The organism is Falsiruegeria mediterranea M17 (assembly GCF_900302455.1).
Taxonomy (GTDB): domain Bacteria; phylum Pseudomonadota; class Alphaproteobacteria; order Rhodobacterales; family Rhodobacteraceae; genus Falsiruegeria; species Falsiruegeria mediterranea.
Genome location: NZ_ONZG01000016.1, coordinates 48,348 through 74,971, shown reverse-complemented (window position 1 = coordinate 74,971; position 26,624 = coordinate 48,348). Strand labels below are relative to the sequence as shown.

At 62.1% G+C, this 26,624-nt stretch carries 20 protein-coding genes and 1 tRNA gene; 8 read left to right on the top strand and 13 right to left on the bottom strand.

What is annotated here, in order from left to right; genetic code table 11:
* Positions 1-726 precede the first annotated feature (726 nt).
* Positions 727-816, bottom strand: a tRNA-Ser gene (locus TRM7615_RS23250).
* Between the two features lie 206 nt (positions 817-1,022).
* Between TRM7615_RS23250 and TRM7615_RS23245 the strand changes: the two genes are divergently transcribed.
* Genes TRM7615_RS23245 through TRM7615_RS23215 form a run of 7 tightly spaced genes read left to right on the top strand, consistent with a single transcriptional unit; the run spans position 1,023 to position 7,424 of the window.
* Positions 1,023-1,919 (top strand): SPOR domain-containing protein, encoded by an 897-nt coding sequence (locus TRM7615_RS23245; RefSeq protein WP_108792280.1) that lies wholly within the window; start codon positions 1,023-1,025, stop codon positions 1,917-1,919.
* Positions 1,920-1,933: 14 nt separating this feature from the next.
* Positions 1,934-3,100, top strand: coding sequence for a D-alanyl-D-alanine carboxypeptidase family protein (locus TRM7615_RS23240; protein WP_108792260.1), 1,167 nt, complete (start codon positions 1,934-1,936; stop codon positions 3,098-3,100).
* Entirely contained in the window at positions 3,097-3,726 is a 630-nt protein-coding gene (gene tmk / locus TRM7615_RS23235) for a dTMP kinase (RefSeq protein WP_108792258.1), read from the top strand. The genes TRM7615_RS23240 and tmk overlap by 4 nt, the downstream gene beginning before the upstream one ends.
* A gap of 7 nt (positions 3,727-3,733) precedes the next feature.
* Positions 3,734-4,855: a DNA polymerase III subunit delta' gene (locus TRM7615_RS23230; protein WP_108792256.1), complete on the top strand. Its 1,122-nt coding sequence runs from the start codon at positions 3,734-3,736 to the stop codon at positions 4,853-4,855.
* A complete protein-coding gene (locus TRM7615_RS23225; protein WP_108792254.1) occupies positions 4,852-5,667 on the top strand; it encodes a TatD family hydrolase in 816 nt (271 codons plus the stop codon). Before TRM7615_RS23230 ends, TRM7615_RS23225 begins: the two co-directional genes overlap by 4 nt.
* Positions 5,664-6,464, top strand: coding sequence for an MBL fold metallo-hydrolase (locus TRM7615_RS23220; protein WP_108792252.1), 801 nt, complete (start codon positions 5,664-5,666; stop codon positions 6,462-6,464). Before TRM7615_RS23225 ends, TRM7615_RS23220 begins: the two co-directional genes overlap by 4 nt.
* Positions 6,465-6,491: 27 nt before the next feature.
* Positions 6,492-7,424 (top strand): AEC family transporter, encoded by a 933-nt coding sequence (locus TRM7615_RS23215; protein WP_108792250.1) that lies wholly within the window; start codon positions 6,492-6,494, stop codon positions 7,422-7,424.
* Between the two features lie 115 nt (positions 7,425-7,539).
* Here the strand turns inward: TRM7615_RS23215 and TRM7615_RS23210 are convergent, their stop codons facing one another.
* Together TRM7615_RS23210 and TRM7615_RS23205 are read right to left on the bottom strand one after the other, a co-directional pair.
* Positions 7,540-8,523 (bottom strand): HupE/UreJ family protein, encoded by a 984-nt coding sequence (locus TRM7615_RS23210; RefSeq protein WP_235824193.1) that lies wholly within the window; start codon positions 8,521-8,523, stop codon positions 7,540-7,542.
* 20 nt (positions 8,524-8,543) lie between these two features.
* The gene (locus TRM7615_RS23205) at positions 8,544-9,389 is read right to left on the bottom strand and encodes a peptidylprolyl isomerase (protein ID WP_125133735.1); all 846 of its coding nucleotides are present in this window, start codon (positions 9,387-9,389) and stop codon (positions 8,544-8,546) included.
* 108 nt (positions 9,390-9,497) lie between these two features.
* Here TRM7615_RS23205 and TRM7615_RS23200 point away from each other — a divergent pair, with 108 nt between their 5' ends.
* Complete coding sequence (locus TRM7615_RS23200) at positions 9,498-10,247, top strand: CbiX/SirB N-terminal domain-containing protein (RefSeq protein ID WP_235824192.1); 750 nt, start codon at positions 9,498-9,500, stop codon at positions 10,245-10,247.
* A gap of 3 nt (positions 10,248-10,250) precedes the next feature.
* Here TRM7615_RS23200 and TRM7615_RS23195 read toward each other — a convergent pair whose 3' ends face one another.
* The 10 genes from TRM7615_RS23195 to TRM7615_RS23150 form a co-directional block, all read right to left on the bottom strand.
* Positions 10,251-11,552, bottom strand: coding sequence for a peptidoglycan-binding domain-containing protein (locus TRM7615_RS23195; protein WP_165821509.1), 1,302 nt, complete (start codon positions 11,550-11,552; stop codon positions 10,251-10,253).
* Positions 11,553-11,958: 406 nt separating this feature from the next.
* On the bottom strand, positions 11,959-13,515 hold the full coding sequence (locus TRM7615_RS23190) for a formylglycine-generating enzyme family protein (protein WP_108792242.1): 1,557 nt from the start codon (positions 13,513-13,515) through the stop codon (positions 11,959-11,961).
* On the bottom strand, positions 13,515-14,711 hold the full coding sequence (locus TRM7615_RS23185; protein WP_108792240.1) for an ABC transporter permease family protein: 1,197 nt from the start codon (positions 14,709-14,711) through the stop codon (positions 13,515-13,517). Before TRM7615_RS23185 ends, TRM7615_RS23190 begins: the two co-directional genes overlap by 1 nt.
* The gene (locus tag TRM7615_RS23180) at positions 14,705-15,457 is read right to left on the bottom strand and encodes an ABC transporter ATP-binding protein (RefSeq protein ID WP_165821508.1); all 753 of its coding nucleotides are present in this window, start codon (positions 15,455-15,457) and stop codon (positions 14,705-14,707) included. Before TRM7615_RS23180 ends, TRM7615_RS23185 begins: the two co-directional genes overlap by 7 nt.
* A complete protein-coding gene (locus tag TRM7615_RS23175; protein WP_108792276.1) occupies positions 15,423-17,336 on the bottom strand; it encodes a vWA domain-containing protein in 1,914 nt (637 codons plus the stop codon). Before TRM7615_RS23175 ends, TRM7615_RS23180 begins: the two co-directional genes overlap by 35 nt.
* A complete protein-coding gene (locus TRM7615_RS23170; protein ID WP_108792236.1) occupies positions 17,320-18,297 on the bottom strand; it encodes an SEL1-like repeat protein in 978 nt (325 codons plus the stop codon). The genes TRM7615_RS23175 and TRM7615_RS23170 overlap by 17 nt, the downstream gene beginning before the upstream one ends.
* Positions 18,294-20,912 carry a virulence factor SrfC family protein gene (locus tag TRM7615_RS23165; protein WP_108792234.1) on the bottom strand — a complete coding sequence of 873 codons (2,619 nt, stop codon included), beginning with the start codon at positions 20,910-20,912 and terminating at the stop codon, positions 18,294-18,296. Before TRM7615_RS23165 ends, TRM7615_RS23170 begins: the two co-directional genes overlap by 4 nt.
* Before the next feature lie 8 nt (positions 20,913-20,920).
* Complete coding sequence (locus TRM7615_RS23160; protein WP_108792232.1) at positions 20,921-23,986, bottom strand: virulence factor SrfB; 3,066 nt, start codon at positions 23,984-23,986, stop codon at positions 20,921-20,923.
* 9 nt (positions 23,987-23,995) lie between these two features.
* Positions 23,996-24,931: a hypothetical protein gene (locus tag TRM7615_RS23155; protein WP_108792230.1), complete on the bottom strand. Its 936-nt coding sequence runs from the start codon at positions 24,929-24,931 to the stop codon at positions 23,996-23,998.
* Positions 24,932-24,938: 7 nt separating this feature from the next.
* A complete protein-coding gene (locus TRM7615_RS23150; protein ID WP_165821507.1) occupies positions 24,939-26,624 on the bottom strand; it encodes a trypsin-like peptidase domain-containing protein in 1,686 nt (561 codons plus the stop codon).

The following is a 26,624-nucleotide window of genomic DNA, read 5'->3' as shown; positions in this document are numbered from 1 at the left end:
GCCATCGCCCAAAACCTCCGGAAACTAGCAAAACTCAAGCCAATGGTGACAACCACCGGCTGACAACAAGCCTCAGCATCGGTCGTTCAATAAAATCAGCGCAGTAGCTAAACGCGCAACGCCAAAAACCAACGACTTTTTCAACGAAATCGGCCGTTTGTGTTATGTGCCTGGCTGCGTTCATCGCGACTTTGCAAAGCCCGCTTCCTGCGCAAAGCAGACGTTCTTACCAACCACCACGGCGAGATGACAGGATGCGTCTCAGCGAGCTGCAAGGCATCACTCTGGGTTCTTCTTAAAGTTCCGCTCCGGGGACAATTCGCGCCTGCCCGTTTGGGTCAGACTTCTACATCTACAGCTTCGGTCTCCGGTTCTGTTGTCCTTCTTAGACTTTGTGTCCGCGTAAATGGATGACTTTTCAATGTCACATGTTATTGGCCTACCTGCTCAATGAAGTGTGTAGTGGGGGGGTAGGCATACAGCGCTGCTAGTGAATTGGCCGAAGCTGGATGCACGGATCATCAGATCGCTGCGATCACAGGGCACAAAAGTCTATCGATGGTACAAAAATACAGCAAAGGGGCCAATCAAAAGCGCCTCGCCAAACAGGCTCACCACCTGCGAGAACAGAGCGAAAACAAAGCGTGAAGATGGGAAACTTTTTGGGAAACGCAAAATTTGCTTCTATGAGGAGCGGCTCTCAAAAGGCGCTAACCTATTGATAAGTGGCGGGGAGACAGGGATTCGAACCCTGGGGACGCTCTCACGCCCAACGGTTTTCAAGACCGCCGCATTCGACCACTCTGCCACCTCCCCGCGTGCGACGTGATTTAGGGCGTCCACTTGGGCGACGCAAGCTGAAAAAGGGGAAAACTTGCCGACCGATGCGCTGCGGACTTTCAATGAAAAGCCTCACGCGTTATGATCTTGGCAAACAAGCTTAGGGCTTGATACGCGGGCAAACGACCGGACAACCGGCGCATGGGGCGCAAAAGACGCCCAAAACAGGCAAGGAACACGACATGACCTACGGGGTTGAAGGACGGACAGAACCACGCAAGTTGCCGAAACGACTTGTTTTGTTTGTGGCGACACTGGGCATTTTGGCCGGCTGCGAAGAAGGGCCGAACATGTCCTTCTTGCAACCCAAGGACAAGGACACAACGACCGAGGCCAGCGGGCAAAGCACCCAGCTGATCGAACGCGACGTCGAAGCGCCCGAAGTTTTTGAGGTGACCGAAGCCGGTCTTTGGGACGGTCGCCCCTCGCTCGGCGGTGTCTGGGTTGCACATGCTGATGTAACCGAACCCGAGCGCGTCATCATCCGCAACAATGCAAACGGCAAGTTCGTGATCGGGGCCCTGTTCCGCCGCGAGCGTGAAATCCCCGGCCCGCGCATTCAGGCCTCGTCTGACGCGGCAGCCGCGCTTGGCATGTTGGCCGGCGCCCCGGTCGAACTGCACGTGACCGCGCTGCGCCGCGAAACCGTTGAGGAAACTCCTGAGGTCGAGCCGACCGAAGTGGCCGCCGTCGAACCCGAAGCCGAGATTACCGAAACAACGCTGGACCCGATCGCTGGGGCCGCTGCCGCGATTGATGCCACAGCCCCTGCTGCGGTAGAATCCCCTGTGGTGGAAGCCTCGGCCGCTGCCGCAACGCCTGCGCCGAAACCCAAGTCATCGTCGCTGTCCAAGCCATACATTCAGATCGGCATCTTCAGCGTCGAGGCCAACGCCAACCGCACCGCAGACCAGATGCGCAATGCAGGCATGGTTCCGACCGTGCGAGCACAGAAACTGAACGGCAAGCCCTTCTGGCGGGTTGTCGTCGGCCCGGCGCAAACCAAATCAGAACGGACTGCCCTGCTCAAGCAGGTCAAGGAAACCGGATTCTCTGACGCCTATGCCGTCACCAACTAAGGAGAGCTGAACCCGTGCTGTCGTCGCTCCGCACAACTGCTGCTGCCTTTGCCCTGGCGCTTGCAGCTCTGCCGGCCCATGCCTTTGATACCAAGGCCACAGCGGCCTATGTCCTGGATCAAAGCACCGGCACGGTCCTGCTGGCCAAAAACGCCGAAGAGCCCCTGCCACCAGCGTCAATGTCCAAACTGATGACCCTCTATGTGGCGTTCGAAGCCCTGAGCGACGGGCGTCTGACGTTGGACGAACGCCTGCCTGTTTCGCAACATGCGATGAACTACGGCGGCTCGACCATGTTCCTGAACACTCAGGACCGGGTCCGGGTCGAGGATTTGATCCGCGGCATCATCGTGCTCAGCGGCAATGATGCCTGCGCCGTGATCGCCGAAGCGCTCAGCCCTGATGGATCCGAGGCCGGGTTTGCCCGCTACATGACGCAACGGGCCAAGCAACTGGGAATGGACAATTCGACCTTTGCCAACTCCAACGGCTGGCCTGCGGCGGGCCACCGGATGTCGGTGCAGGATCTGGCTATACTGGCCAACCGTCTGATCACTGACTTCCCGCAGTACTACCCCCTTTTTGCTGAAACCGAGTTCGAATTCGACGGTCGCGCGCCCTCGAACACCCGCAACCGCAACCCCTTGTTGCGACTGGGGATCGGCGCGGATGGCCTGAAAACCGGCCACACACAAGAGGCAGGGTATGGCCTTGTGGGCTCGGCCAAACAGGCGGACCGCCGCGTGATCTTTGTGGTGTCGGGCCTCGACAGCACGGCGCAACGCGCAGAGGAGGCGGAAGCCATCGTTAACTGGTCGTTTCGCCACTTTAGCCAAAAGACCATCGCCAAAGCCGACACCCCCGTCGCCCAAGCCCAAGTCTGGATGGGAAGTCAACAATCGGTAGGGCTGGTCCCGGCCGAAGACCTGAGCCTGCTGTTGCCGGTTCTGGGCGGCAAAGAGGTTCAGGCCGAAGTGGTCTATGACGGGCCGTTAAACGCCCCCATTGTCAAAGGTCAGCAACTGGCTGAGCTGGTGATCAAACCCGAAGGTTTGCCCGAAATGCGCCGTCCGTTGGTGGCCGCACAGGACGTGCCTCTTGGAGGTTTCGTGGTGCGAATGAAAACGGCGGCAAGCCTGCTGCTCAAACAATTCACCGACGGTCCTGCGGGGGCGATGTGACAACACCCAAAGGTCTGTTCCTGACGTTCGAGGGCATCGACGGATCAGGAAAATCCACCCAAGCGCGCCGTTTGGCTGAACACCTGCGGGCGCAGGGACGCGATGTCGTGCTGACGCGTGAACCCGGCGGCTCGCCCGGGGCCGAGGAAATTCGTCGACTGGTTTTGGAGGGCGACCCGGATCGCTGGTCCGCCGAGACCGAGATTCTGCTCTTTACCGCTGCCCGTCGCGACCACCTGGAACGGACGATCCTGCCCGCGTTGGAGGCAGGTCAAGTCGTAATCTGCGACCGGTTCGCAGACAGCACCCGCATGTATCAGGGCCTGTCGCGCGGTGATCTGCGCGCGCTGGTCGACCAGCTGCACGGGCTGATGATCGGACGCGAGCCGGACCTGACGATCCTGGTTGATATGGACCCCGAAACCGGACTCAGCCGGGCCAAGGGCCGCCAGGGCACCGAGGAACGGTTCGAAGACTTCGGACCCGAGCTGCAGCGCAAGATGCGGGCCGGTTTTCTGGGGCTGGCCAAAGAATTCGCGGGCCGTTTTCGTGTGATCGACGGCAACCGGGACATGGATACCGTGGCGCGCGATATTGCGGGCGTTGTGGAACAGGCTCTGGTATAGAGCGGGCATGAGCGACGACCACCCCTCTCCGGATCAGGCGCCCGGTGCGCCCCACCCGCGTGAAACTGCCCAGCTGTTTGGCCAAGACGCGGCACAAGCGGCGTTTCTGGGTGCCTTCAACTCGGACCGCCTGCACCACGGTTGGCTGCTGACCGGCCCGCAAGGCGTCGGCAAGGCAACGCTGGCCTGGCGCATCGCGCGGTTCCTGCTGGCGACGCCACCGGCGGATGACGGCGGACTGTTTGGTGCCCCGCCCCCGCCCACCTCGCTGGACATTGCCCCGGATCACCCGGTGGCACATCGTATTCTGGCTGGCGCGGAACCGGGGCTGGCCTCGATCACCCGCTCACTGAATGACAATGGCAAGGTTCGGACCGAAATCGTGGTGGATGATATCCGCAAGCTGGGCAGGTTCTTTGGCTTGTCCGCTACTGACGGCGGGCGTCGTGTGGTCATCGTCGACAGTGCCGACGAAATGAACACAAGTGCGGCCAATGCACTGCTCAAAATGCTCGAAGAACCGCCTGCGCGCACCACGCTTTTGCTGGTCTCGCATCAACCTTCGCGCTTGTTGCCCACAATCCGCTCGCGCTGCCGAACCCTGCGACTGTCGCCGCTGGATGCGGGCGACATGCAGGCCGCCCTTGCGCAGACCGGCACCGAGCCGCCCGCCAACCCCGATCATTTGGCCGCGTTGGCTGCAGGGTCTGTTGGCGCCGCGCTGAGGTTGATCAATCTGGGTGGATTGCAGATCTATTCCGAACTGATCGGCATTCTGGGCACCATGCCCCGGCTGGATCGTTCCCGCGCTCTGAAACTGGCCGAGGCTGCCGCCGAACGTGGGGCCACCGAGAAGTTCGAACTGCTCCTCAACCTCATCGACATCTCATTGGCCCGGCTGGCCCGCACAGGTGCAACCGGGCAACCGCCGGAACCGCAAGCCGCACCGGGCGAAGCCGAGGTGCTGCTCAAACTGGCCTCGGGTCCCCACCGGGGCCGAAAATGGGCGGAAATTGCCGCAACGATCACAGCCCGTGCACGTCATGGTCAGGCGGTGAACCTTGACCCCGCTGCACTTGTCCTAGATACGCTTTTCAAGATGCAGGAAACCGCCAGTTGGGGCCAATGAGCGACAACCAGATCACACCGGAAATCACCGATAGCCACTGTCACCTCGATTTTCCCGATTTCGAGGGGCAGTTGGATACGATCATTGCAAACGCGGCCCAGGCTGGCGTCACCCGTATGGTGACCATCTGCACCCGGCTTCGCAACGAACCATCCGTGCGTGCCATTGCCGAAGCCCACGCGCCGGTGTTCTACGCCGCAGGCACCCACCCGATGAGCGCCGCCGAAGAGCCGCTGGCCACCGTCGACCAGCTTGTCACTCTGTCAGCGCATCCGAAATTCGTGGGCATCGGTGAAACTGGTCTCGACTATCACTACACCGCCGACAGCGCCGAAGTTCAGAAACAGAGCCTGCGCATCCATATCGAAGCCGCGCAGCGCACCGGCCTGCCGCTGATCATCCACGCCCGCGCCGCCGATGACGACATGGCGCGCATTTTGGCCGAAGAACACCGCAACGCGCCTTATTCCTGTGTAATGCATTGCTTCTCCTCCTCTGCCGAACTGGGCAAGGCGGCCCTTGATCTGGGCTTTTACCTGTCGATGTCAGGCATCGCCGCCTTCCCCAAAAGTCAGGAGTTGCGCGACATCTTTGCCATGGCGCCTGTCGACCGCGTTTTGGTGGAAACCGACGCGCCCTATCTGGCCCCCCCACCCTATCGCGGCAAACGAAATGAGCCAGCCTACACCGCCCATACCGCCCGCAAAGGGGCCGAGGTATTTGGAATGGACTACGCAGATTTCGCAGCACAAACGCAGACCAATTTCGACCGGCTGTTTTCCAAAGCTGCCCAGCATAAGGCGGCTGCATGACAAACGAGTTGCGTTTCACCATCTTGGGCTGCGGCTCGTCCGGCGGCGTGCCGCGTCTTGGCGGCCATTGGGGCGATTGCGACCCCAGCAATCCGCGCAATGTGCGTCGCCGCTGCTCGATGCTGGTCGAGCGCGACGGACCCGAAGGCACCACAACGGTGCTGATCGACACCACGCCGGACATGCGGGGCCAACTGTTGGATGCGGGCACTGGGCGGCTGGATGGTGTGGTTTACACCCATTCGCACGCAGACCATGTGCACGGCATCGATGACCTGCGCATGATCGTCTACAACATGCGCGCCCGCGTTCCGGTCTGGGCCGATGGGGACACGCAGAACGCCCTGTTGTCGCGCTTTGGCTATGCTTTCATTCAACCCGAAGGCTCGCCCTATCCGCCGATCCTCGACCTCAAGACTATCGACGGTGCGTTTGAAATCAACGGCCCCGGCGGTCCAATCTCGTTCCGGCCCTTCACCGTTGGCCATGGCTCAATCGACAGCCTGGGCTTTCGCATCGGCGACCTGGCTTATCTGCCGGATGTGGCCGAGATTTATGACGACGCCTGGGCCGAACTTGAAGGGCTGGATTGCTGGATCCTGGACGCCCTGCGCCGCGCTCCGCATCCCACCCACGTGCATCTGGACCGCGCACTGGAATGGATCGAGAAGATGGCGCCAAAACGCGCCGTATTGACCAACATGCACATCGATCTGGACTATGCCACGGTTGAGGCCGAAACCCCCGACCACATCACGCCGGCCTATGACGGCATGGTGATCCGCTACAGTTTGTAACCTGAACCGCAAAAGACGTCGCACCCCATGTTCCAAAGCCTGATCGACGTCATCCTGCCGGTTTTCCTGGTCATCGGAGCCGGATACACGGTCACCCGCGCCGGGTTCTTCAACCAAAGCCACATCGACGGGCTGATGCGGTTCACGCAAAGCTTTGCGATCCCTTGCCTGCTGTTTCGCGCCATCGCCTCGCTGGATTTGCAGGCGAGCTTTGATCCGCGCCTGCTGGCCAGTTTCTACACTGGGGCCGCGCTCTGTTTCATTGCGGGCATGGCCGGGGCGCGGTTGATCTTCAAACGGGACTGGGAGGATGCGGTCGTCATCGGCTTTTGTTGTCTGTTTTCAAACTCGGTCCTGCTGGGTCTGCCGATTACAGAGCGCGCCTATGGGTCGGATAATCTGACCGGCAACTACGCAATCATCGCCTTTCATTCACCCTTTTGCTACGGCGTCGGCATCACCGTGATGGAGGTGATCCGCAATCGCGGCAACGGCGGGACAAAGATGGTTGGCTCGGTCCTGTCGGCCATGTTCAAGAATGTGCTGATTCTCGGTATCGCCTTGGGGTTCATCGCCAACCTGACCGGGCTGGTTATGCCGCAAGTGGTGGATGACGCGCTCGATCTCGTGATCCGGGCCGCCCTGCCCGGCGCGCTCTTTGCGCTTGGTGGCGTACTGGTCCAGTACCGGCCCGAGGGTGACATGCGCACCATCCTTTTCGTGTGCTGCATCTCGCTGATGGTGCATCCAACGCTGGTCTGGCTGTTTGGCAAGACACTGGCGCTGCCGCAGGATCTGTTCCGTTCTGCGGTGCTCAACGCCTCAATGGCCCCGGGATTCAACGCCTACATTTTTGCCAACATGTACGGCCGCGCCAAGCGGGTGGCGGCATCGTCGGTCTTGATGGCCACGGGGGCCTCGATCCTGTCGGTGTGGCTCTGGCTCACTGTGTTGGGCTAGGTCTGCGATCCGCGATACCGCGCCTCGCCGCAGGCGAGGCGCCCGGCCCAACGGGAGGAGATGTCCCGCAAGGGACATAGACGACGGGCGGGAGCCCCCCCGACACCTCAGCCGATCAGAACCCGACGACCCGCTCGGCCAGCCAATAGGTGGCCACGCCTCCAATGGCATAGCCCATAACCAGCGTCCCGGCAGAGGTTGGATCGCGCAGAACCGCAGTCACCTTCGGGGCCACCCAGCGGAGAACAGCGAAAGTTACAAGGATGACCGCCACAAAGGCCAACTGCCCCGCCTCAACGCCAACGTTGAACGCCAGGAGCGCCAAGGGGATATCCCCTTGCGGCAGGCCGATCTCGGCGAGCGCGCCAGCGAACCCCAGCCCATGCAACAGGCCGAAACCAAAGGACAAGAGCCACGGATAGCGCTCGGTCAGTTGATCGCCACCCTCTCTTCGGCGCAGGATCTCGACCGCCAGCAATACGATGGACAGGGCAATCACCGCTTCGACCGGGGGTGACGGCACCCGGATCAGGTCCAGCGTCGCCAACGCCAACGTGATCGAATGCGCCACGGTAAAGGCAGTGATGGCCCCAACCAGCCGCCATGGGTGCCGGATCAGAACCAGCAAGGCAAAGACAAAGAGCAGATGGTCAAACCCTTCCAGGATGTGATCAAACCCAAGCGCCACATAACTGGAGAATACTGCCCACTCGGTCATGTCGATGGGCACCGTAAACCCGGTTTGATCCGCCGTCAGCCGCTTCGACAGGGCCTGCCCCTCTGGCCCGGACAGGCGCACCAGTACATCTGTCCGCGTCGCCTCCAGCCCGTCGATCACGATCAGTTGCCCCGCCAGTCCACCGGGACAGAGCGCCACCCATTGCGACACCCAGGCCGCGCCATCAAACTGCGGATCACCCTCGGCACGCGCAGGCGCGCAATTGGACGGCAGCACCGCGTCAATCGCCATCGGCTCACCCTGAACTGTCGGCTTTCGCCAGAACACTTGCCAGGCGTCGTCGTCCAGATGTTGCAATTGCAGATACCCGGGATCCAACGCATGTGCTTGTGCCATTCCGGCCCAGACCCATAGGGCCATGAGGGTCACCAACACCCTTGTCATTGTGCTACCAGCGCGTTCAACTCATCCTCAGACGGCGTTTCAACCGCATAGGCCGTCAACAGCGCCTTGACCTGCGCCTCGGACAAGGCCGAGGCCTGCTGTCGGCGCCAATCAAACAAAACCTTATCTTCCACCTCAGCCAGATCGGGGAGCCGGGGCGGCTCTGCTTCGGACACCCGGATCAGGTGAATGCCAAACCCGGACCGCACTGGACCGCCCCACTCGCCCTTCGGTAAACTCGACAGCGTCGCCGCAAACCCGCGCCCAAATCCGCCATCGATCTGAACTGGAACCGAAGCCGGGACCTGAGGCGGCAACATCGATACCTGCCCCATCAACAATGGATCAGCGCCCCCATGCAACGCGCTCAAGGCAGCGTTCACCTCCTCAACCGAAGGGTTTTCACCAAGAAACACCTGATCAAAGGCCAAAGTTCCGGGCTTTTCGAACAGATCGACGTTGGCCTCGAGATGCGCCTGCAAGACAGAAGGCTCCGGCGACAGGGCCTGTGCGGCGCTATCCGTCAGGAACTGCATCTTTTGGCGCAGACGGTTGCGGATCACCGCGTCGCCGCGCTCCAGCCCAAGCGCCTGGGCCTCACGCACCAAAGCCTCTTCGCGAATGCGGGTCTGGATCAACCCATCCAGTTCTTCCCGAGTAGGGGGTCTACGCCAGGCCTGCGTGTATTGCTCGACAAGCAAGGTGGCATCGGCAATGGAAACCTCGATGATGTTATCATCGACCACTTCCGGTTCTGGTTCTGCCACCGCCTGAAAATAGACGAACAGGGCAACCGCTAAAAGTCCAAAGTGCACAATAGGTTCGCGCAATATCCGAGGCATGAAATCGATCACTCCAAAGTCGCTTTGGGTTCAGTTTTGCCGCTTGCGCCGAGACACGCAACAGGTGCGTCCCACGCAACATTGACAAGTGGGCCGTGCAGGACATTTATGGCACATCGCCAGTTGGAGAAGCCGAACATGTCCTCTTTGCCGCCGCAGGCCCTGATTGTCTCGCATGGGCAACCCTCTGATCCGGCCCCGGCCGAGGCCGCGCTAAAGGTTCTGGCATCGAAGGTCGCGGCGCATCTGCCGGGCTGGAACGTGCAATCGGCCACCCTTGCGGCCGAAGGTCGTCTGGAAGAGGTCATGGACACTCTTTCACCTGGCGCGCTGATCTATCCCATGTTCATGGCCAATGGGTGGTTCGTCACCTCGGCCCTACCCAAACGGCTTGGACAGGCCCCTGTTACGGTTGTCGACCCTTTGGGAGTGGATCCTTCCCTCCCCGATTTGGCGGCACAGACCCTGGAAGCAGCAACACAGGATGCAGGCTGGTCGCTTACTCAGACAACCGTTCTGCTGGCAGCGCATGGGTCGGGACGCAGTCGGAAACCCGCCCAGATGGCGCAGGGTTTTGCAGACGCCATTTCCGCCCGCCTGAAGGTCGCGGAAATTCGTGTTGGATTTGTCGAAGAGGCCCCTTTTGTCGATCAGGCCGCCATGGGATGCGGTACCAGGTCGATTTGCCTGCCTCTTTTTGCCTGCCCCGGGTTCCACACCACGCAAGACGTCCCCGAGGCGCTTGAAAAGGCCGGATTTACCGGCGTCCTCCTCCCCGTCTTGGGCGAGGCTCATGGCGTACCGCGCCTCATCGCGGACAGGATGCAAGATCATCGCAGCCTGGCGGAAACCCGTTAAAGCTCAGTCGCCCGAGGGCACAGTTGGAAAGACAGGAAGCGCGGCCGTACCGGTCTGCGCCGGAACACCCGTCAGTGCAGCGGACAAGACCGCAATCCGATCAGGCGTTTGCCCCAATACCGTTGCCCCGCTTTGGGCCGCGTTCAGTGCCAGACGCATCCAATCGCCGGCCACATTGCCCTGCCCCTTGGCGGCGCCAAAGCCTTCGCGTAGGTGGTGGCTGACGATTTCGCCGTACCCAAGCTGTCCGGCCGAGGCCAACAGAACGCCCGAGGCCATCGCCATTTCGGCGTCATCAGTGCGATAGCCAATGCCCAGACACACCTTGCCGCCCGACACCAGCTGATCCATCGGTCTCCCCGAATTTCGCAGGAAAGACGAGCCATCGGCAATCACCTGACTGGGCGATTTGCTGTCGATCCCAGCCATGTGCGGTGTCATGGCCTGGGTCAACCCTTTGCATTGCGCTTCGATCTGGGGACCGGACATGTTGGGAATTGTCGCCTCGATCCGCGAGCTTTCGGCCATCGCCTGCGTTCGGGCCAGGCAGAATTGCTCGTTCAGCGCAAATTCGGCATCCGACACGTTGCCACCCGAACTCAGGCCACCATTGGCTGCGGTCAGAACGTTGATCTCGTTGCAGTGTTCGTTGGCGGAACGGGCCTGCGCACCAAAGGTGAAATCGGGCAACGCGCCTGTGTTGGCGCGCGCGGGCACCGTGTCTTGGGTCGGCGCAGGCGCTGTGGCCTGCTGGACCTGCGGTTGCTGAACCTGCGGCGTCGGGATGCCCAGCTGTTCATTGCGATAAGTCCGCAGCAGGCCCTGCTGTCCCTGGCTGGCCAGGATCTGGTTGTAAGGCGCGACATGGGCGCTGGCCAAAGAACGTTGATGGCTGTTGAGCAGGAAACTGCGCTCAGTATCGTCCAGACGTCCGTCGATGGCATAGCCCATATCGGACTGATAATTCGAGATGCCCGCACGTGTCTTGCGCCCGATCGAGCCGTCGACCGAGCCAACGTTGTAGCCAAAGTAGTTCAGTGCGGATTGTACGTTGCGGTTCTGCTCGCGCTGCGCGGCGGAAATCCCGGATGACCGGGTGGACGTCCGCGCGCGCGTTTGTTGCTGTTGCTGTTGCTGTTGCTGTTGACGCTGCCGGGCCTTGTTCTTGTTGACTTCGTTGATGATGATGCCACCCAGAATGGCGCCGCCGATCAGGGCCGCAGCTTCATCCGCCCGCGCCTCTTTGGCCGGTACCAGAACCAGACTGGTTGCCACAAGGGTGGCACAAACGCTTTTGGTAAACATAACAATAACCTCGTGGATCCCGACATTGCTCGTGCATTGGCTGAACCTGTTGGGATCTTTGCTAATGGAATTTGAACCCTTGATACAACAAGCCGAGCAAACAGCCCCCTCATTGTCAAGGTTGAGACCCGCCCAAACCCCGATTTCACCGCAATTGTGAACATATCCGAGCATTGACTACAAGGTTATGAGATCCTTCCTGGGCCAATTCCCGCGTCACGATCAGCAAAAGGACGCCGATCAAGCTCGTGGCGTCCAACCTGCGCGGCCTATCGGCCTTGCGTCCTGCGGACGGCGGGGGGCCAGGCTCAGGCGGGCGTTGCCCGCCTGAGCCTGGCCCAACGGGAGGAGATGCCCCGCAAGGGGCGTTGACGACGGACGGGAGTGCTCGGCTTGCTGGACAGTGTCAGGGCCGCGACAAGGTGAGGTTCAGAAGGTCGATGGCCTGCATGTCTGGCTGGGCTGCGAATTGATCCAAGGTTTCGGCGAACCGATCCAGCCCTTCTCTCAACCCGCTTTGCCCAGACAGCGTCAGTTCTTCCTCCAACACGTTCAAGGCCATCTGTCGGGCCTCTGCCCCGATATCAGCCACCAAAGTGTCGAGCGCCGTGCGGTATGACAACAGATAGACCTGCTGCTGGCGCCGCATCTCGGCAATCTCGGCCACATGCTTTTGCACCTGGCGGTCAAACACCTCACTCTTTCGCCCGGCCCGTTGCAGCGACACCAGCATCCGGATGTTGGCTGCCTTGTTGTCGATCGCGCGCGCGTTTTGGGCCAAGGCTTCGGCAAACACCGTCCCGGCCAGCAATGTGGATCGCGCCGTCTGTTGCAAGGCGATCTGGACCTGATCCCGGTTGCGGCGCAAATCCAGCTGCAGATCCGTCAGCGCACTGCGTCTGCGCAGGTCGGGTTCGGCCTCGATCAGGTCCGAGAGCACCTTGCCGGGATCAACTTCTCCCTCCTCCTGAGCGCCCTCGGCACGTGCAACCCAGCGGTCACGAATGTTGCTCAGCCGCGCCTCGGACGTCGCGATGTAGGTCGAGATGACAAACCGGGCACCGAAACTGTCGCCACGCAAGGGCCGCCCCGTGCGCACATCGAACGGGGGGTACTCGGTGCGCTGCGCAGAATAGATCTGCTCCGCGCTCGACAACACCGACCCGCCGCGCGTGACGACGCCCCCAACCTGTCCATGCGCCCGCCCCAGAGCGTTCAGGCGGAACGGCTCGAGCATCAGCTCTTCGGCGTTGCCATAAACATCAAACAGGCCAAGCGGATTTGGCAACCGCAAGCCCACCGGGTTCAATCGCCCCCGCCCTGCACCAGCCCCCTGGTGGATCGCATAGTCCCGCATGTCGCCTGCAGCAAAGAACGTCAGATCCGAAAAGTTGTTGGCGTCGATGACGGCCCCGCCTCGGGTGGCGTATTCCCATTCTGTCTCGGTCGGCAGCCGGACATAGCCCTTGGCCCCATCCACCGTGGGCAGCGCATCGGGTGCATTGGCATAAAGCCAAGCGGTGTAATTCTGCGCCAAGGTCAAGGCGTCGAACCAGCTGAGGCCACCCCGCGCGATCCGATCCTGCCGCGCGACCGGCGCGCAATCCCCCTGAAGCGCCCGGAACTGGCCTTGGGTCACCTCGTACCGGCCAATGTAATAGAACGTGGTGTTGGCCTGATCGTCGACAAACGACCCGCGCAGGAATTCATCCCGCAGGTATTCTGCATAGCCCGTCCGGTCCAACGACTGCCCCAACCGCACCCGCCGGTCCGCCAGCGGATCAGCGGCATCCAGCGGCACAACCACCTTTTGAAACGCCATCTGGCCGCCGCAGGGCATCGGCAACAGCAGATCTGCCGGGGCCTCTTTCGCCGGATCATACTGCTCTACGGGCCACGCCTCGGGCGTTTCGGCCGTGGCCAGCACAGGCACCATCATCAAGGCAACGAGCAGCGCGCGCATCACGTCACCTCTCGCAACACGGTCGCCGGGTCGATCCGCTGCACCGACCAGCCCGCGATGGCCGACACACAAAGCAAGAGCGCCATGACTGACACCCCAATGCCCATCGTCTGTCCCGGCGTGATCAATGTCAAAGCTGCGCCGTCGGGCAACCCGCCGCCGAACAGGTTTTGCGCAATCCGACCCGCCAGCTGATACCCCATCCACGAGAGGACCAACCCCATGAGACCCGTAATCATCGCCTGCACCATGGGAAAGAGCATCAGGCTTCGCCCCGGTACGCCAACCAAGGCAATCGAAGCCAGCACGCCCTTTTTGCGCGCAACGTCGCTCCAAAAGGCAAACCCCAACGCCGCCCCCAGCCCCACCGAGGCCAAAGCCGCCGTCAGCCCAAGCGCCAGGGTCAGATTGCGCCCCAGGCCCAAGAGCCCTTCGACCTCGCGGGTGCGGGCCAGGGTTGCGACGCCCAAGCGTTCCTCCAGCCGGGCCTGCAGCCCCGCCAGTTCCTCCAGATGCTCTGCATAGACCCGCACGCCACCATAACGCGGCACGCGCTGCTCCAGCGGCTTTGTTCCATCGATGCCGTGGTCTGGCAGGGAATAGGCGTCATAAAAGGCCTCGATCAGGTCGAGCACCTCAAACGGCGCCAGAACCGCCCGCCCAGAAAGGGCCTGTTCGGGCAGCACGTGCGCAACCTGTGCCTCCAGCACCAGTTGTCGGGGCCGATCCTCGGCTTGGGTGATAAGCTGCAACGGCGCCCCTTCAGACAGGTTCAACTGCCGCGCCAAACCGGAGCTGACCACCAGACGATCCGAGGCCAAAGTGACCCCCGCAGGCAGGGTCGGATCCCCCGCGCCCGAAGGGATCATCAGCGCCGCCGCCAACCGCCTGCCTTCGGTCGCGCGAACATTGACATAGTCGAACTGGCTGCGGACCTTGGGAGTGACAAAGGCAACGCCGGGCCAATCCCGGATCGGGGCCACGTCCGCCTCGGTAAAGGTGGTGTTGCCGGCCGTGTCGATCTGAAGGCTGGCCGGATCAGCCAGCATCTCCTCCAGCAACGCCGTATAGACGCCGTTCTTGACCCCAAAGAGCAGCAGCAACGGCACAAGCACGCCCACCAGGATCGCGGTATTGCAGATCAGGAAGAACCTGTCCCGAAACAGATCACGAATGGCGAGCGAAACGATCAGCATGGCGCCGCCTCCAACCGGCTTGTTACCGGAGGACCGGCCTCAACCGCCAAACTGCGCCGTGCAATGCCGTGCCGATCCATCCTGTCCAGGTCATGCGACGACAGGATCACGCCCGCCCCCTGCTCAGCCGCGGTCTCTAGAAACAGCGCCAGCACCTGATCGGCACTGGCCGGGTCAAGAGCCGAAGTCGGCTCATCCGCGATCACGATCCGGGGCCGATGGGACAAGGCGCGCGCAATGGCTGTCCGCTGACGCTGACCGATAGACAGAGAGGCCGGGTATTGCCCTGCCTGATCGCCAAGGCCCAAACGATCGATCAGCGACGCGCACCAATCCGGATCCGGCTGTCCGCACACGCGTTGCGGCAAGGCGATGTTGTCGCGCACGGTCAGAAACGGCAGCAAGCCGCCCGATTGCGGGACAAAACCAAAAAGACGTCCGCGCATCTCGGCCAATTTCGGGGTGCGCGGCCCGCCCTGCCAGAGCGCGGCCAAGTCCGCATTGCCCACGCCATAGATGGTCCCATCCTGTGGTGCACGCAGCAGGCCGAGCATTTCCAAAATCAGGGTCTTACCCGATCCACTGGCCCCGGTTAGCGCCAAGGCCTGCCCCGGATCAAGTTGCAGCTCTGGCACGTGAACCTCAAACCTTCGGCCCCCACCCGACAGGCTGATCCGCCCGTCCACCATATGCAGCCCGGCGCTTGTCAACTCAGGGCAGCACGTCGAACGGCATGGCAAAGACATATTCGCCATCCGGCGCACCCTCGTACAGCGCGGTCCAGACCGTGGGGTCGAGCAGCCATTTGCGGTATTGCACCAGCTTTTGACGCATCCCGTCCAAGATGCTGCGACGGTTCATGGCGCTTTGCTGCCAACGCTGTTCCGTGGTCAACATCAGCTGGCTTTCGTAGGGCAGATCTTCGAGGAACTCGAGCGCCCCGCCAAGCGTATCCGCATCGGTGCTGATCAGCCTGTCAGGGTTCTTGGCCATCCGCGCCACCACATCGCGGACCTGAGAAAAGAAGGTGGCCGCATCTTCGGGATTGCGGCTCTGCTCGCCCAGGTCCAACAGCTGCGACAACAGATCGGCCATGGTCGCCATCTCGTTCTTGGTGACCAGCAGGCGCGGCTCGATGGCCAGGCGCGTGGGATCCTCGACCGCCTTTTCCGACACCCAGCCGCGGATCACATCCGGTGCCTGCGTGTCCTTGAGCCGCCCCAGGTAGGCCAATTGCATCGCCAGGCCCAGGTTCACGACCTTGCCCGCCTCGGCTGGATCGAGCACCGGCTGCTCGTCACGCGCCACCCGGATCACATCCGTCAGCGCCGTGACCAGCCGGGTCACCGTGGCCTGAAACGCCTGCGGCGATCCGTTGTCGATGCCATAGTAATAGGTTTCGTCGTTGAACCGCGACAGCGCCTTGTACTGTTGCGCGGCCCAGGCGTGTTGCCCCTGCCCGCCTGCGGGTGTCTGCAGGTGCAGGGTCATCACCGCGATGCCCTTGTCCTGTGCGGCGCGCTGCAGCTCGGCCGGGCCGATGTCCGAGCGCGCATTGGGATCGCGCGGGTCCTTGGGGCCTGCGTCGGTGATCAGGATCACGATACGCGCATCAAAAGGGTCATTGCCGGTGGGTGCCCAATCGGTCAGCTCGACGGCATCCTCCACCCCGGCCAGGCTGTCCTCGTTGAACCCCGGAGAGTTCACTTTGGCCACATCCGTTGCCGCCCGGATCGTGGCGACCACCTGCGACTGATCGCGGCGGCGTTCCAGCGGCAGCAGCGTCTTGGTCCGATAGCCCAAACCCGGCGCGGCCTTGTCGTTGTCGCGAAAGCCCACAACGCCGAACTGAACCCGCGTGCCCACTTCGGTTCCGCGAATGCCCTCGATGATCTGCTCCACTGCTTCTTGCGTGCGTTCGATGTAGGGATCCATCGACTGTGTGGTGTCAAAGACAAAGACGATACCCGCATCAAAGTTGTCGGCAATCGCACCGGCCTGCACGCCACCCTCTTGCAAGGGAACAGAGGCAACCTGCATCAGCAGATTGTCCTCGTAGTTCAGCGGGTGCAGATCCTGGGCAAATTCCAGGATCGGCATTAGGTAGAGGCGTTCGACGATGTTGACGTATTCCTCGGGCTCGACGGCCACAACGCCGCTGTCCTCGGGCAGGCTGTCACCGGCGGCTTGTTCTAACAGCTTGGCTTGCTGAGCGCGCAGGGCTTCGTGCTCCATCAGGGCGCGCAGTTGATCCTCGGTTTCGAACAGGATCTGCCGTTTGCGGCCCGCGGCATTGGTAAAGGCGGCCACGATGTTCTGTTTCCAGACCACCACCTGATCAGATTTCACCCACCCCTGCGGACCTGCCGACAGGGACGGACCGACCTGGTGCCAATCGCCTTGGCGGGCATAAACATAAAGCGGCTGAAACGCAGGGTACTGGCGCAGAACATCTCCATCTGGGGCCGAGAACATCAACGCGCCGGGCCGTGTCAGCACCCGTTGATATACCGTCTGCCGCTCTTCGACCAACAGGGGGCGCTCGTTGGCCATGACCGGTGTTGTGGTATGTGGCAACAGGGCCAGCGCGGTAGCGGACAGGATCGTCCTAACGGCAGAAATCATCATATGCCCCCTTTTCCAACGTCTGCGACGAGCCTTTGAGCCGGTCGCAGTTGGTCGTGACGTGTGACGTGGCCTGGGTATCCCCGGCTTCAACCGCGCGGGCATAATATTCAACCGCGCGCGCAGGATCATCGGCAAAACTAAGACCGATCAGGTTTTCGATACGCGGGTCCAACTGGTCGCCATCATAAAGCGTGCCGAACACCCTGAGTGCCAAAGGGTCCTCTGTTTGGGCGGCATCCTCGATCAGTTTCAGAGCGGTGTCCGGGCTGACATCGCGGCCACAAGTGCGCAGCGCTTCAAGCTGTGTCGCAAACCCGGGCAGCGCACTGAGTGCAGGCAACCCGCAGCTTTCGTTGTTCGACACCGGCGTGGTGTTGATCGGCAGGCTGACGCTTTCTTCGCGGGTCCAGAACCAGGCGGCCGCCCCAGCCGCAATAAGCAGCAGCAGTATGATCCACAACCACAGCAGGCTGCGTTTTCGGGGTTCGGTTTCGATGTTTTGGTCCGGCTCCACCACAGGGTCAGGCTCCGGTGGTCGCTTCACCTCGGGCTCTGGTGCCGGGGCCGGTTTGGCCTGCACGGTTTGCAATCCACCCAAACCCGCCAGCCCGGCGCGCGGCGGGATGGTATCGGGCCAAGTCACGTTGAAGGCGCGACCGTCCACCTCGATCACGAGCGGTGTGTATTCCTCAAGCTTGTTGACGATTTCCGGCCCGATCCGCACCCAATCGGCACCGTCGTGGCGCAGAACCTGATAGGGGCCAAAGCTGGCCCTTTGCGGTTGCCAATTGGGATTGCCGATCTCGACACGTGCCTCGTCAACCGGGGTCAGCCAGCGTTCAGAATAGGCATCCTGCACTGCCAATGTGACCATGTCCGGCAAGCTGCTGCCTGGCAGCTCCAAAAACCCGTAGCCGCCCGTGGGCTGTTGCGGGTCGGGATGCAGCACAAGGCTCATGAACGCGCCTGCCCCGCCAGATCAGACAGGATGCGACCCAGACGCAGGTTCTGATCGACGTTGATCTGACCACCCAAACCGTCCTTGGCATTGGCCACAAACATCGCCTCGATTGCAAAGACCCAATCGGTCCAGATCTCTTCGGCCATCGCGCGAGGTTGCGCGGGCAGATCATCCACCGTGTCCGAAGGCGCTTGCGGTGCAAAAATTGCGCGGCTTTTCCCGTCCGCGGTCTGCACCTTTGGGCGTTGGCTTTCCGGCAGTTCGGTCATACCTAAAGTGGAGACAAATCGGTTGATCGCTTCGGCCCCAAGGATGGAGGCCGGTTGCGCCTGTTTCTCGACGGTCAGGCCAAAATTGACCTCTTCCAACTGCGCCGCTGTCTGTGCGCTCAAACCCGTGCGGCGGGCGGCGTGGATGAGCTCGGCAACAAGATTGCCAGAGGTATCAAGACCCAGGCCATAAGCCTCGCGCCGGGTGACATCATCGCGGAACGCCTTCATCGCGTCGATCCAAATCTCCAGCGCCGTGTCGGCCTGAAACTGCTCCAATGTCATGGTCCGCACGTCCGCGTTGGTGTCTTCGTTTGCGGGACGTCCCGGACGTTGCCTGCCGGGGCGTTGCCGGGTCGGGGACGGCGCCTCTGCCGCAGCCGAACTGACGGCGCTTGTGATGCGCACCGAACTGGGGACGCGGGAAATCCGGCCCTCGATCTCTTCCTGATCGACCATCAGCGCCGCCATCAACGCACCAAAGCGATGCCGGTTGAGCGACTGCTCCAGATCGTCGATGACCAGATTGGCGGCGTCCTGCTTTTCGGTCACGCGCTGTTCAACATCATCCGACACATGAAACGGCGCCATTGCCCGCGCCAGATCCCCCCGCAAGGTGCTCAGCTGCGCCGCGATCTGGCGCAGTTTGCTGTCCGGCTTGCACACCGCTTGCAGCGCCTGCGTCAGGTAGCTGACCCCACCGTCATTGAGCGATAACGCGGCATCCCAGGCCTGTTCAGGATTGCGGAAGTGTCGCTGCACCGACGGTGCCTGCAAGCACCCGGCGCGCAATTCACCCACGCGGCCCGCCTTTTGCGGTCGGATCTGCAGCTCTTGTTTGGCCTCGCCATAATCAATCAGCCCGTCGACATAGTAGTTCGGGTTGCGCAGCCAATAGCAGTTGTCAAAGGGTCGCTCCGGTTGCCACTCGGCCACCCACGGGTCGCTGCCCTTGCCAAATTTTTCCAAGAGTGAGGCCTGCATCCGCCGTTCAAACCGCGTCTCGTCCCCACCCTCGGCCGCGCTGTCGCCCAGATGCTTGTCGAACTTGGTGAGCACCATGAACAGAACGCATTCGCCCCCTGCACGCTGCTCGGCCGTCGCCCCATGGGTGGCTGCGATCCAGTTTTGCACCAGCCCCGGCAAATCCACCGTTTCCATGTTGCTGTCGGGAATGCACAGCAGCATCGAGGTGATTTCCTGGTTCTGCACATAGCGATCAAAGAGATAAGCCACCTTGCCGCGTAACAGCAGCTCGGGCAGGATTTTCTCAGGCTCTGCAAAAGCTTGGCTCAGATCCTGTTCGAACCGGTTGCGCGCGCCGGGGAAATCCAACAGATCGGTTTCGGCAAACATCTGCGACGGCAGATCGCGCATCGGCAGCACCAATTCCGCCGCCAGCCCACAGACCACCGACCGGGGCAACGTGACCTGTCGCCCATTGGCCGTCAGGCTCAGTGGTGCGCCGTCCGAGGCACCCGAAAGTGTCTTTACATCAATGATCGAGGTTTCGCGCGGCACCAGGGCGTCCAGCCCGGCAAAGGCCTCTTCGGCATGGCCCAGTTGCCCCAAAGCTCCGGCGAGGCGGATGTAGAGATCGGAGAACGGCTGATGCCCGCCCCAGATCAGCGCAAAGAACGCCGCCCGGTCCGGCAGGGACAAGCCCGGAGCAATCACTGCCGCCTCTTCCCACAGCGGTTTCAGCGCGGCGGCATAGGCCTCGCGCCCAAACGCCGCCTCGATGTATTCTCCGATCTCATGAACCTCATCATAGCTCAGCCCGGATTGCTCGGCCCCCGCGCGGGCCTTGAAGGTGTCCAGATGAGCGGCGATCTCGGCCGGTTCCGGCACCGGCTCGGACCGGTCGCCGTCCATAAAAAACGAGTTGGCGATTGTGCGGATGATATCCGCTTCGGACAAAAGCGTCAGCTTGACTGGTGCACCTGCGGGCGTGTCTGCCTTTTCCATCGTGAAGCGGGTGACAAGGCCGGTGCTCTCGCCCTCCCCTTCGGGATTGATTTCACGGATGTAGTCAAGTTGGCCGCTATCCCCATGAAAATCGGCCACCAAAGGACCGGTTTCTGGTCGGGCCAGAACCGAGACCAAAAAGCTCTTACCCGCCTGGCTTGGCCCAAAGACGCTGACCGACATGCGGGTCAGGGCCGCCCTGCTGAGTTTGCGTGCCCGGCGGGTCGACTTGCGCATCATCTGCACCAGAGAGCGCGCCTCAGCCCCCACCAGGTCCGCGTTTTCCGGGTCTTCGACCCAAGCCAAAGCCTCACCCGTCAGCTGCGCAACTTGCGCGCAGGCCTGTGCCAGTTGGTCTTGTTCTTGACTACTCATGCCCAACCTCACAACCGGAACAGCCCGGTGTCGATCCAATATTCATCCTCAAACCCCAGCGTATGCAACCGCAGCTGCACCTCTGCCGGTTTCATTGCGTCGCCTTCGGCGTCCTCGACCTCGGTCACGGAGAACGCCTCGCGCATGGCTTCGCGCCTCAGCACGGTTTCCGAGGTTTCGACCTCGGGGTCTTCATCGAACTCGGTGCGTTCGAACGTGACCCGGAGCGGTGCGCGCGATTGCGCTGATTGTGACGCGAAATCAAGTCGATAGAGCGGCGTTGTCGTCCAACGCTCCAGAGGCAGCTGCCGTGCACCCAGATAGACGGGGGTGTACATGGTGATCTCGGCCTCAAGATCCTGCGCCGATTTGCGCGCGTCCAGATCGACGTTGGAAAAGAGGATGCGGTCCGACATGATCTGACCCGAGCTGTCCATTTCACCAATGTAACGCGCGGTGGACTGCATGCGAAACGCCTGTGTGGTGACCTTGAAGTTCGGGATGCGCGCCTCGCTGAGTGCGATCAGCATGCCCCCCACGGCCACGGTGGATTTCGGATCACCGATACGCTGTGTCACTGGATCGCGGAACGGGTACCAGCGCCCGGTCTTGTAGCTGTGCATCGGGATCAGGCGATGCGGTGAAACCACCATCATCTCTTGCAGGATCGCCCGCACCGCCGGCAGGCGCGAGGGGCGACCGGTCAGCAGCACTACGTCCACCCCCAAATGCGCGATCACCTCGGCCAGGTTGCTCAACACCTTCTGGAACACCTCGCGAGCGATGGCGTCCACATCTTCGCGGCTGAAGGAGAGCGTGACATCGGCCAGCTTGAAATCTTCTGCGCCCAAACCAGCGGCGGCGTCCTCCAAATACGCCGTCAGCGCCTCGGGCACCGCGTGGTCGGCAAAGGGCAGCACGTCCGCAATAGAAATAGACAGCCCTTCGAACTCATCCGCTGTTTCGCAGACTTCAAGGATGGACACGGCCACCGGCATCAGCACGCGCAGTGCAAATTGTCGCCTTTTCTGGATGCTCTGCTGATCAAGGCCCCCGGTGTCGCCGGTGAACAGTTCGCGGATCTTTTCCTCGGCATAGCGGCCGCCTGCGTCCTCGATTGCGCGGCGCAGGCCCGGCAGAATGATGGCGGCGATCACTCGTTGCAACAGCTCATCCCCCGCCACCCGGAACCCTTCGCGGAAGGTTTGCTGCGGATGCAGGACGCGCCCCGCCTCGCCCCAATAGGTCGTGACCATCAGGTCGGTCGTGCCGCCACCAATGTCGATACAAGCCAGCCGCAGTGAGGGTTCGGCCGCCGCCCCTGGCGTTTGCGGGCGTGGTGTGCCCTTGAGGCTCAGGAAACGGTCAATGCGCCCATCGAACTTCTGCGTTAGTTCGGAATAGAGATAGACCAACTGCGTACAGCTCGCCTCGTCCCAATCCACGATCAGCTCAGGCGGGCGCGAGATGGCACTTTCGCCCGCGTTCAGCCCCATGAGCGACCAGACCAGATCCAAGGCGCCCTTGGCCTTGGATCGGATGATCGCCTGTTCCTGCGCAGTGGTGGCCGTGGGCAGAGTCAGGATGATCCGATCCAAGCGGCGCGGCAGCTCGGATTGCGGACGCCGCGCGCGCGAGGCTGGCGCGTTCACTTGGGCCAGCGCATGGGCGATGATTTCGGCCAGCATGAACCCAAAGAGCGACGCGCGCGAGAACCGCGGGCGGATGGCTTGCGTCTTGCTAGTCTTGCCGCGCGGGCGCAGTTTGGCACGTTCATCGGCCTCGACCTGTGTCAGCACATCGCCGGATTCATTAAGGAACCGCATCCCCGCGCGCAGGGACTTGGGCAGGTTGTTGGGGTCGGCATGGTGATGAAAACGCCAGTCCTGTTGCAGAGGGCTGTCATCCCAGAGGTAGCGTTTCGGGCTGCTGAGCCCCGACGCCGTCTCGGTCCCTTCTTCGCCTGCCACCAACCGCAACGCTTCGGGGCCTGTGCGCACAAAGCTGGGCCAGATGAACGCGTTGCGCCGTCCTGACCGGCTGGCAAAGCGATCGTTGCCCATGCGGAATTCTGAGAACTCCACCCGGCTGTCGAAAAGGCCCGAATACATCCGCTCCGGTTGGCTCAAGTCTCGGATTTCCAGCGGGAAAGACCGCGCCAGATCCAGCCGGGTTTCCCCCGGGAACCGCTCGATCAGGATACCGCAGGTGCGCGAATTGCCGACGTCCAACACCAGCTCAACCTCGACCGGAGTAAGCCCCTCGCGTTTGGACACGGTATTTGTCAGGCGCAGGCGCGGGATGCTGATCGCAGCATCCACCAGCCGCAAGAAGGCAAGATACCGCGCCCAATGTTCGAACTTGTGCGGCAGGGTGTCATGGGTGATCCGGCGACCGGGACGCTCTGCACGTTTGTAGGACATGAAAAGGTCATCCAACCAGTCAGACACCCATTTTTGCAAGTCTAGTAGAGTGCCCTCGGCATCCGGCTCCAACCGACGCAGGAACCAATCCATCCGCGCGGGATCTGATACAAATTTGAAATCCCTAGACTTTTCCGCATCCACCCGCTCGGGCGCCAGATACTGCATCGCCTGCTCGCCGTCCGCCAGAGTGGTGTCCAACGACAGCTGCACCCGGTGGGTGTGGCCGGTATCCCGATCCGGCTCGTCCAGCTCAACCACCCGCATCCGTGCCCAGGTTGACGGCCCGGAATCAAACCGTTCTTCACCGCCCGCGCCCCGGTCGGATTTGATCCGCAGCACCGGCACCGGCACCCATTTTGACAGAAACGGCTCCAAGGCTGCGACTGACCGCACCGAATAGGCATCATCATCGGCCCGTTCTTCGCCCATCAGCGCCAGATCGCGGTCTTCATCCCCGCTCAGCGGCAAGAGCGCCCATTCCTCTTGCGCGTCATCGCCGCCCACGACACGTTCGACAAACCGCGCGCTTTTCAGTTCCAGCGTGTCCAGCTGAAAGCCAAAGTCCAGGATCTGCACCCCGGAATAAGGCACCAGGGTGATCTCATCCCGCCAATCCACCAGCCGGGCCAGATGTTCAGAGCTTTGCATGCGTTTCCCTTAATTCGCTGATGAAAATGGGTTTAACCGAGTGTAGAGCGCCTGAGCCCGTCCTGCCAAGCGTCGGAGCGTTTCATCCGGGGACGGCGGCAAGGCACCTTTCTGCTCGGGCTTGGGTTCGGGTTTGGATTCGGGCTTGGTCTGGGGCTCCGGAGTTGCAGGCAACACCGGAATTTCGGCACGGCACGCCCGATCGGTCAAGGCAATCTCGTGCTCAAGCCGCGCAATGCGCTCTTGCGCCACCTGCTGTTCCGAATAGACCGCCGACAGCGCCGATGCCTCGGGGCGACAATGATCCGGCCCCCAAGGGGCAAGCGCGCAGGGGGCAAGCATCAGCCACAGGATCAGGGCCAGAATCGCAGCCAAGAGAAGCCATCCCAGCACGATCAACCACCACCACAGCAGACGGAACCGACCGGGCCGGTCATCACCGTGCGGCGTCAATGGTACAGCTCGGGGCACCATGGCGGTCAGGATGCCGCGCACACCGTGCTGCTCATCCCGCACCCAGGCCCAGTGCACCAGAACCGGCTGCAACCCGCCCTCGCCCTCGACTACATGGATCATGCTGTCGGCAGGGATTTCGACCGCGTTGGCCCAGGCTTCGCCCAATCGCTGGTCATCGGGCTGGTCGCTGTTTCGCAAGGTATCGGCCAGGGCCATGATCTCTCCGACAAGCCGCCCAAGGGTCGCCTTGACCACCGCTTGCTCGGGTGGCGGCAGGTCAGACAGGCGCTGCGCCTTCCCCCCAACATGTGCGTACCAGTCGATCTGATCGCCATGATCGGTCACCACCGGCTCGGCAAAAAGGGCGGCGTGTTCGGCGCCCAACCGCTGGCGGATCGTGGTCGCCACCAACTCGAACGACCGCTGCGCGGCCGAGCCCAAGGGCTGCAACCCTTGGGTCGAGGTGGTGACAAGAAGCGCGCCGGTCATGTCTGGATCACTCCTTGGCCGGAGCGCTGGTTGCGGCCGTGAAAGGGCGCACAACGGGTTGGCAAGGGGCGTCGACCACCTGCGGAGCAGCCGCTGTTCCGGCCAGGAAGGCCATCAGATCGCCAATCGCCAAAGCATAGCCACGGTTCTGCAGCGGCCCCTTCCGCACGAAACTGTTCACGCCCACCACACGTCCGCACATGTCCACCAATGGGCCGCCCGAATTGCCACTGCTGAGCGCGGCTGAATGCATCAGAACGTTGGTCTCTGGGCCGATCTGTTGTTCTGTGTTGACGATGCCATCGGTGACGGTCAGACCGGGGATCGCCCCAGCCTCTCCGGCCTGAAGGGCGGCAAAATCACCATCAATTTCAAGGACGTCACCGGGATACCCGGCGGCAATCACGTTATTGAGCTTCAGCGAACCGGCCCCCTGGAGCAAAGTGAACGCAGGCGCGGAAAGACCCGGAACCTCAAGCAGAGCAAAGTCCTGGCCCGTGTCTGCCAAAGGTCCCGCCGATTTGACAACAGAGGCTTGCATGGGATTGCCTACGGCCTGACCGGCGACCGCCAACTGGCCCGGTGCGGCGCCTTCGAGCACGTGTTGATTGGTCACGACCAGTCCTGGCCCAACGACAAACCCTGATCCTGCAGTCAAACCATTGGCAGTGCCTGCAAGCACCAGAACGGTGCGCGCCTCGATCATCTGCAGCAGTGATTGGGGCGTTTCGGGATTGGCTGGATCCTCGACCAGGATGCGGTCGGTGGTGTTGGGCAGCAGAGCGTCTGGCGCAGCCTCGGCCGTTTGCGGAAACGCCTCGCCCTGTTTCGGCGGCAAAAGCCCCTCGGGCGTCTGGCTGTTTGGCAGGATCAGCACCCCATCAGCCCGGCACACCGCGCCATCCAGGGCGGCTTGCAGCGTCTCGGCCCGCCCGCGAAGCTCGTCATTCAGGGCGCGCTGCGCGTCCAACGTGGACTGTTCAGTGATCACCGGGTCCTGTTTCGGGAACAGTCGCGTGCCCGGCTGCAAAAGCCAGAACAGCACGGCACCGGAAATCAATAAAAGAACCAGCAGCGGCACCCAGGCAAGCCGCGAAATCCGGCGCACCGGAGCGGGTGTCATCAGTGTCTCAACCGGTTGAGGCGTGAATGTTGGCGCCGAAGCCACCGGTGCCGCCTGGGGCTGGGGCTGGGGCTGAACAGGGGCTTGCAGGTAGCGCCCCAGCGTGGCGTCGAAATGCGCCATCCGGGCCGAAACATTGGCACCGCCCCCGCCGGGCAACAGACCCCAGTTCACAATCACCGGGCGACCATCGACCACCATCACGTCGTCGGCGCCATAGGTGGACAGGGCCCCCCACACCAGATCAGCGTGGGCGGGCTCTTCAGCCAAGGAACGTAAAGGGCGCAGGTGGTCGGACAGATAGGCCGTGACTTGCGACTGTTCGGCTGGCGACAGGCGCGACAAAGGCACCGGCTCAGATTTGGCATCCGCATACCACGACACGCTTGGGGCGGCGGTGTCATTGCCCCGGCTGAGCAAGGGTTCGGCAAATAGCGCCGCGACTTCGGGGCCTGCGCGGTCGGTGAGCAGCGCGCGCAGCTCTTGAAACCGCTCGAGCACCGGGCGATCGCCGGATGTCACCAGGTCGTCGGCCGTGAGTTTGGTCTTGGACAGGAACTGATCGGCCAT

Excerpts from the sequence above, each read along its gene's own strand:
- TRM7615_RS23245 (WP_108792280.1), top strand. The coding sequence starts at position 1,023 with ATGACCTACGGGGTTGAAGGACGGACAGAACCACGCAAGTTGCCGAAA.
- TRM7615_RS23230 (WP_108792256.1), top strand. The coding sequence starts at position 3,734 with ATGAGCGACGACCACCCCTCTCCGGATCAGGCGCCCGGTGCGCCCCAC.
- TRM7615_RS23225 (WP_108792254.1), top strand. The coding sequence starts at position 4,852 with ATGAGCGACAACCAGATCACACCGGAAATCACCGATAGCCACTGTCAC.
- TRM7615_RS23220 (WP_108792252.1), top strand. The coding sequence starts at position 5,664 with ATGACAAACGAGTTGCGTTTCACCATCTTGGGCTGCGGCTCGTCCGGC.
- TRM7615_RS23215 (WP_108792250.1), top strand. The coding sequence starts at position 6,492 with ATGTTCCAAAGCCTGATCGACGTCATCCTGCCGGTTTTCCTGGTCATC.
- TRM7615_RS23210 (WP_235824193.1), bottom strand. The coding sequence starts at position 8,523 with ATGGCCCTATGGGTCTGGGCCGGAATGGCACAAGCACATGCGTTGGAT.
- TRM7615_RS23205 (WP_125133735.1), bottom strand. The coding sequence starts at position 9,389 with ATGCCTCGGATATTGCGCGAACCTATTGTGCACTTTGGACTTTTAGCG.
- TRM7615_RS23200 (WP_235824192.1), top strand. The coding sequence starts at position 9,498 with ATGGCACATCGCCAGTTGGAGAAGCCGAACATGTCCTCTTTGCCGCCG.
- TRM7615_RS23195 (WP_165821509.1), bottom strand. The coding sequence starts at position 11,552 with ATGTTTACCAAAAGCGTTTGTGCCACCCTTGTGGCAACCAGTCTGGTT.
- TRM7615_RS23190 (WP_108792242.1), bottom strand. The coding sequence starts at position 13,515 with ATGCGCGCGCTGCTCGTTGCCTTGATGATGGTGCCTGTGCTGGCCACG.
- TRM7615_RS23185 (WP_108792240.1), bottom strand. The coding sequence starts at position 14,711 with ATGCTGATCGTTTCGCTCGCCATTCGTGATCTGTTTCGGGACAGGTTC.
- TRM7615_RS23180 (WP_165821508.1), bottom strand. The coding sequence starts at position 15,457 with ATGTCTTTGCCATGCCGTTCGACGTGCTGCCCTGAGTTGACAAGCGCC.
- TRM7615_RS23175 (WP_108792276.1), bottom strand. The coding sequence starts at position 17,336 with ATGATTTCTGCCGTTAGGACGATCCTGTCCGCTACCGCGCTGGCCCTG.
- TRM7615_RS23170 (WP_108792236.1), bottom strand. The coding sequence starts at position 18,297 with ATGAGCCTTGTGCTGCATCCCGACCCGCAACAGCCCACGGGCGGCTAC.
- TRM7615_RS23165 (WP_108792234.1), bottom strand. The coding sequence starts at position 20,912 with ATGAGTAGTCAAGAACAAGACCAACTGGCACAGGCCTGCGCGCAAGTT.
- TRM7615_RS23160 (WP_108792232.1), bottom strand. The coding sequence starts at position 23,986 with ATGCAAAGCTCTGAACATCTGGCCCGGCTGGTGGATTGGCGGGATGAG.
- TRM7615_RS23155 (WP_108792230.1), bottom strand. The coding sequence starts at position 24,931 with ATGACCGGCGCGCTTCTTGTCACCACCTCGACCCAAGGGTTGCAGCCC.
- TRM7615_RS23150 (WP_165821507.1), bottom strand. The coding sequence starts at position 26,624 with ATGGCCGATCAGTTCCTGTCCAAGACCAAACTCACGGCCGACGACCTG.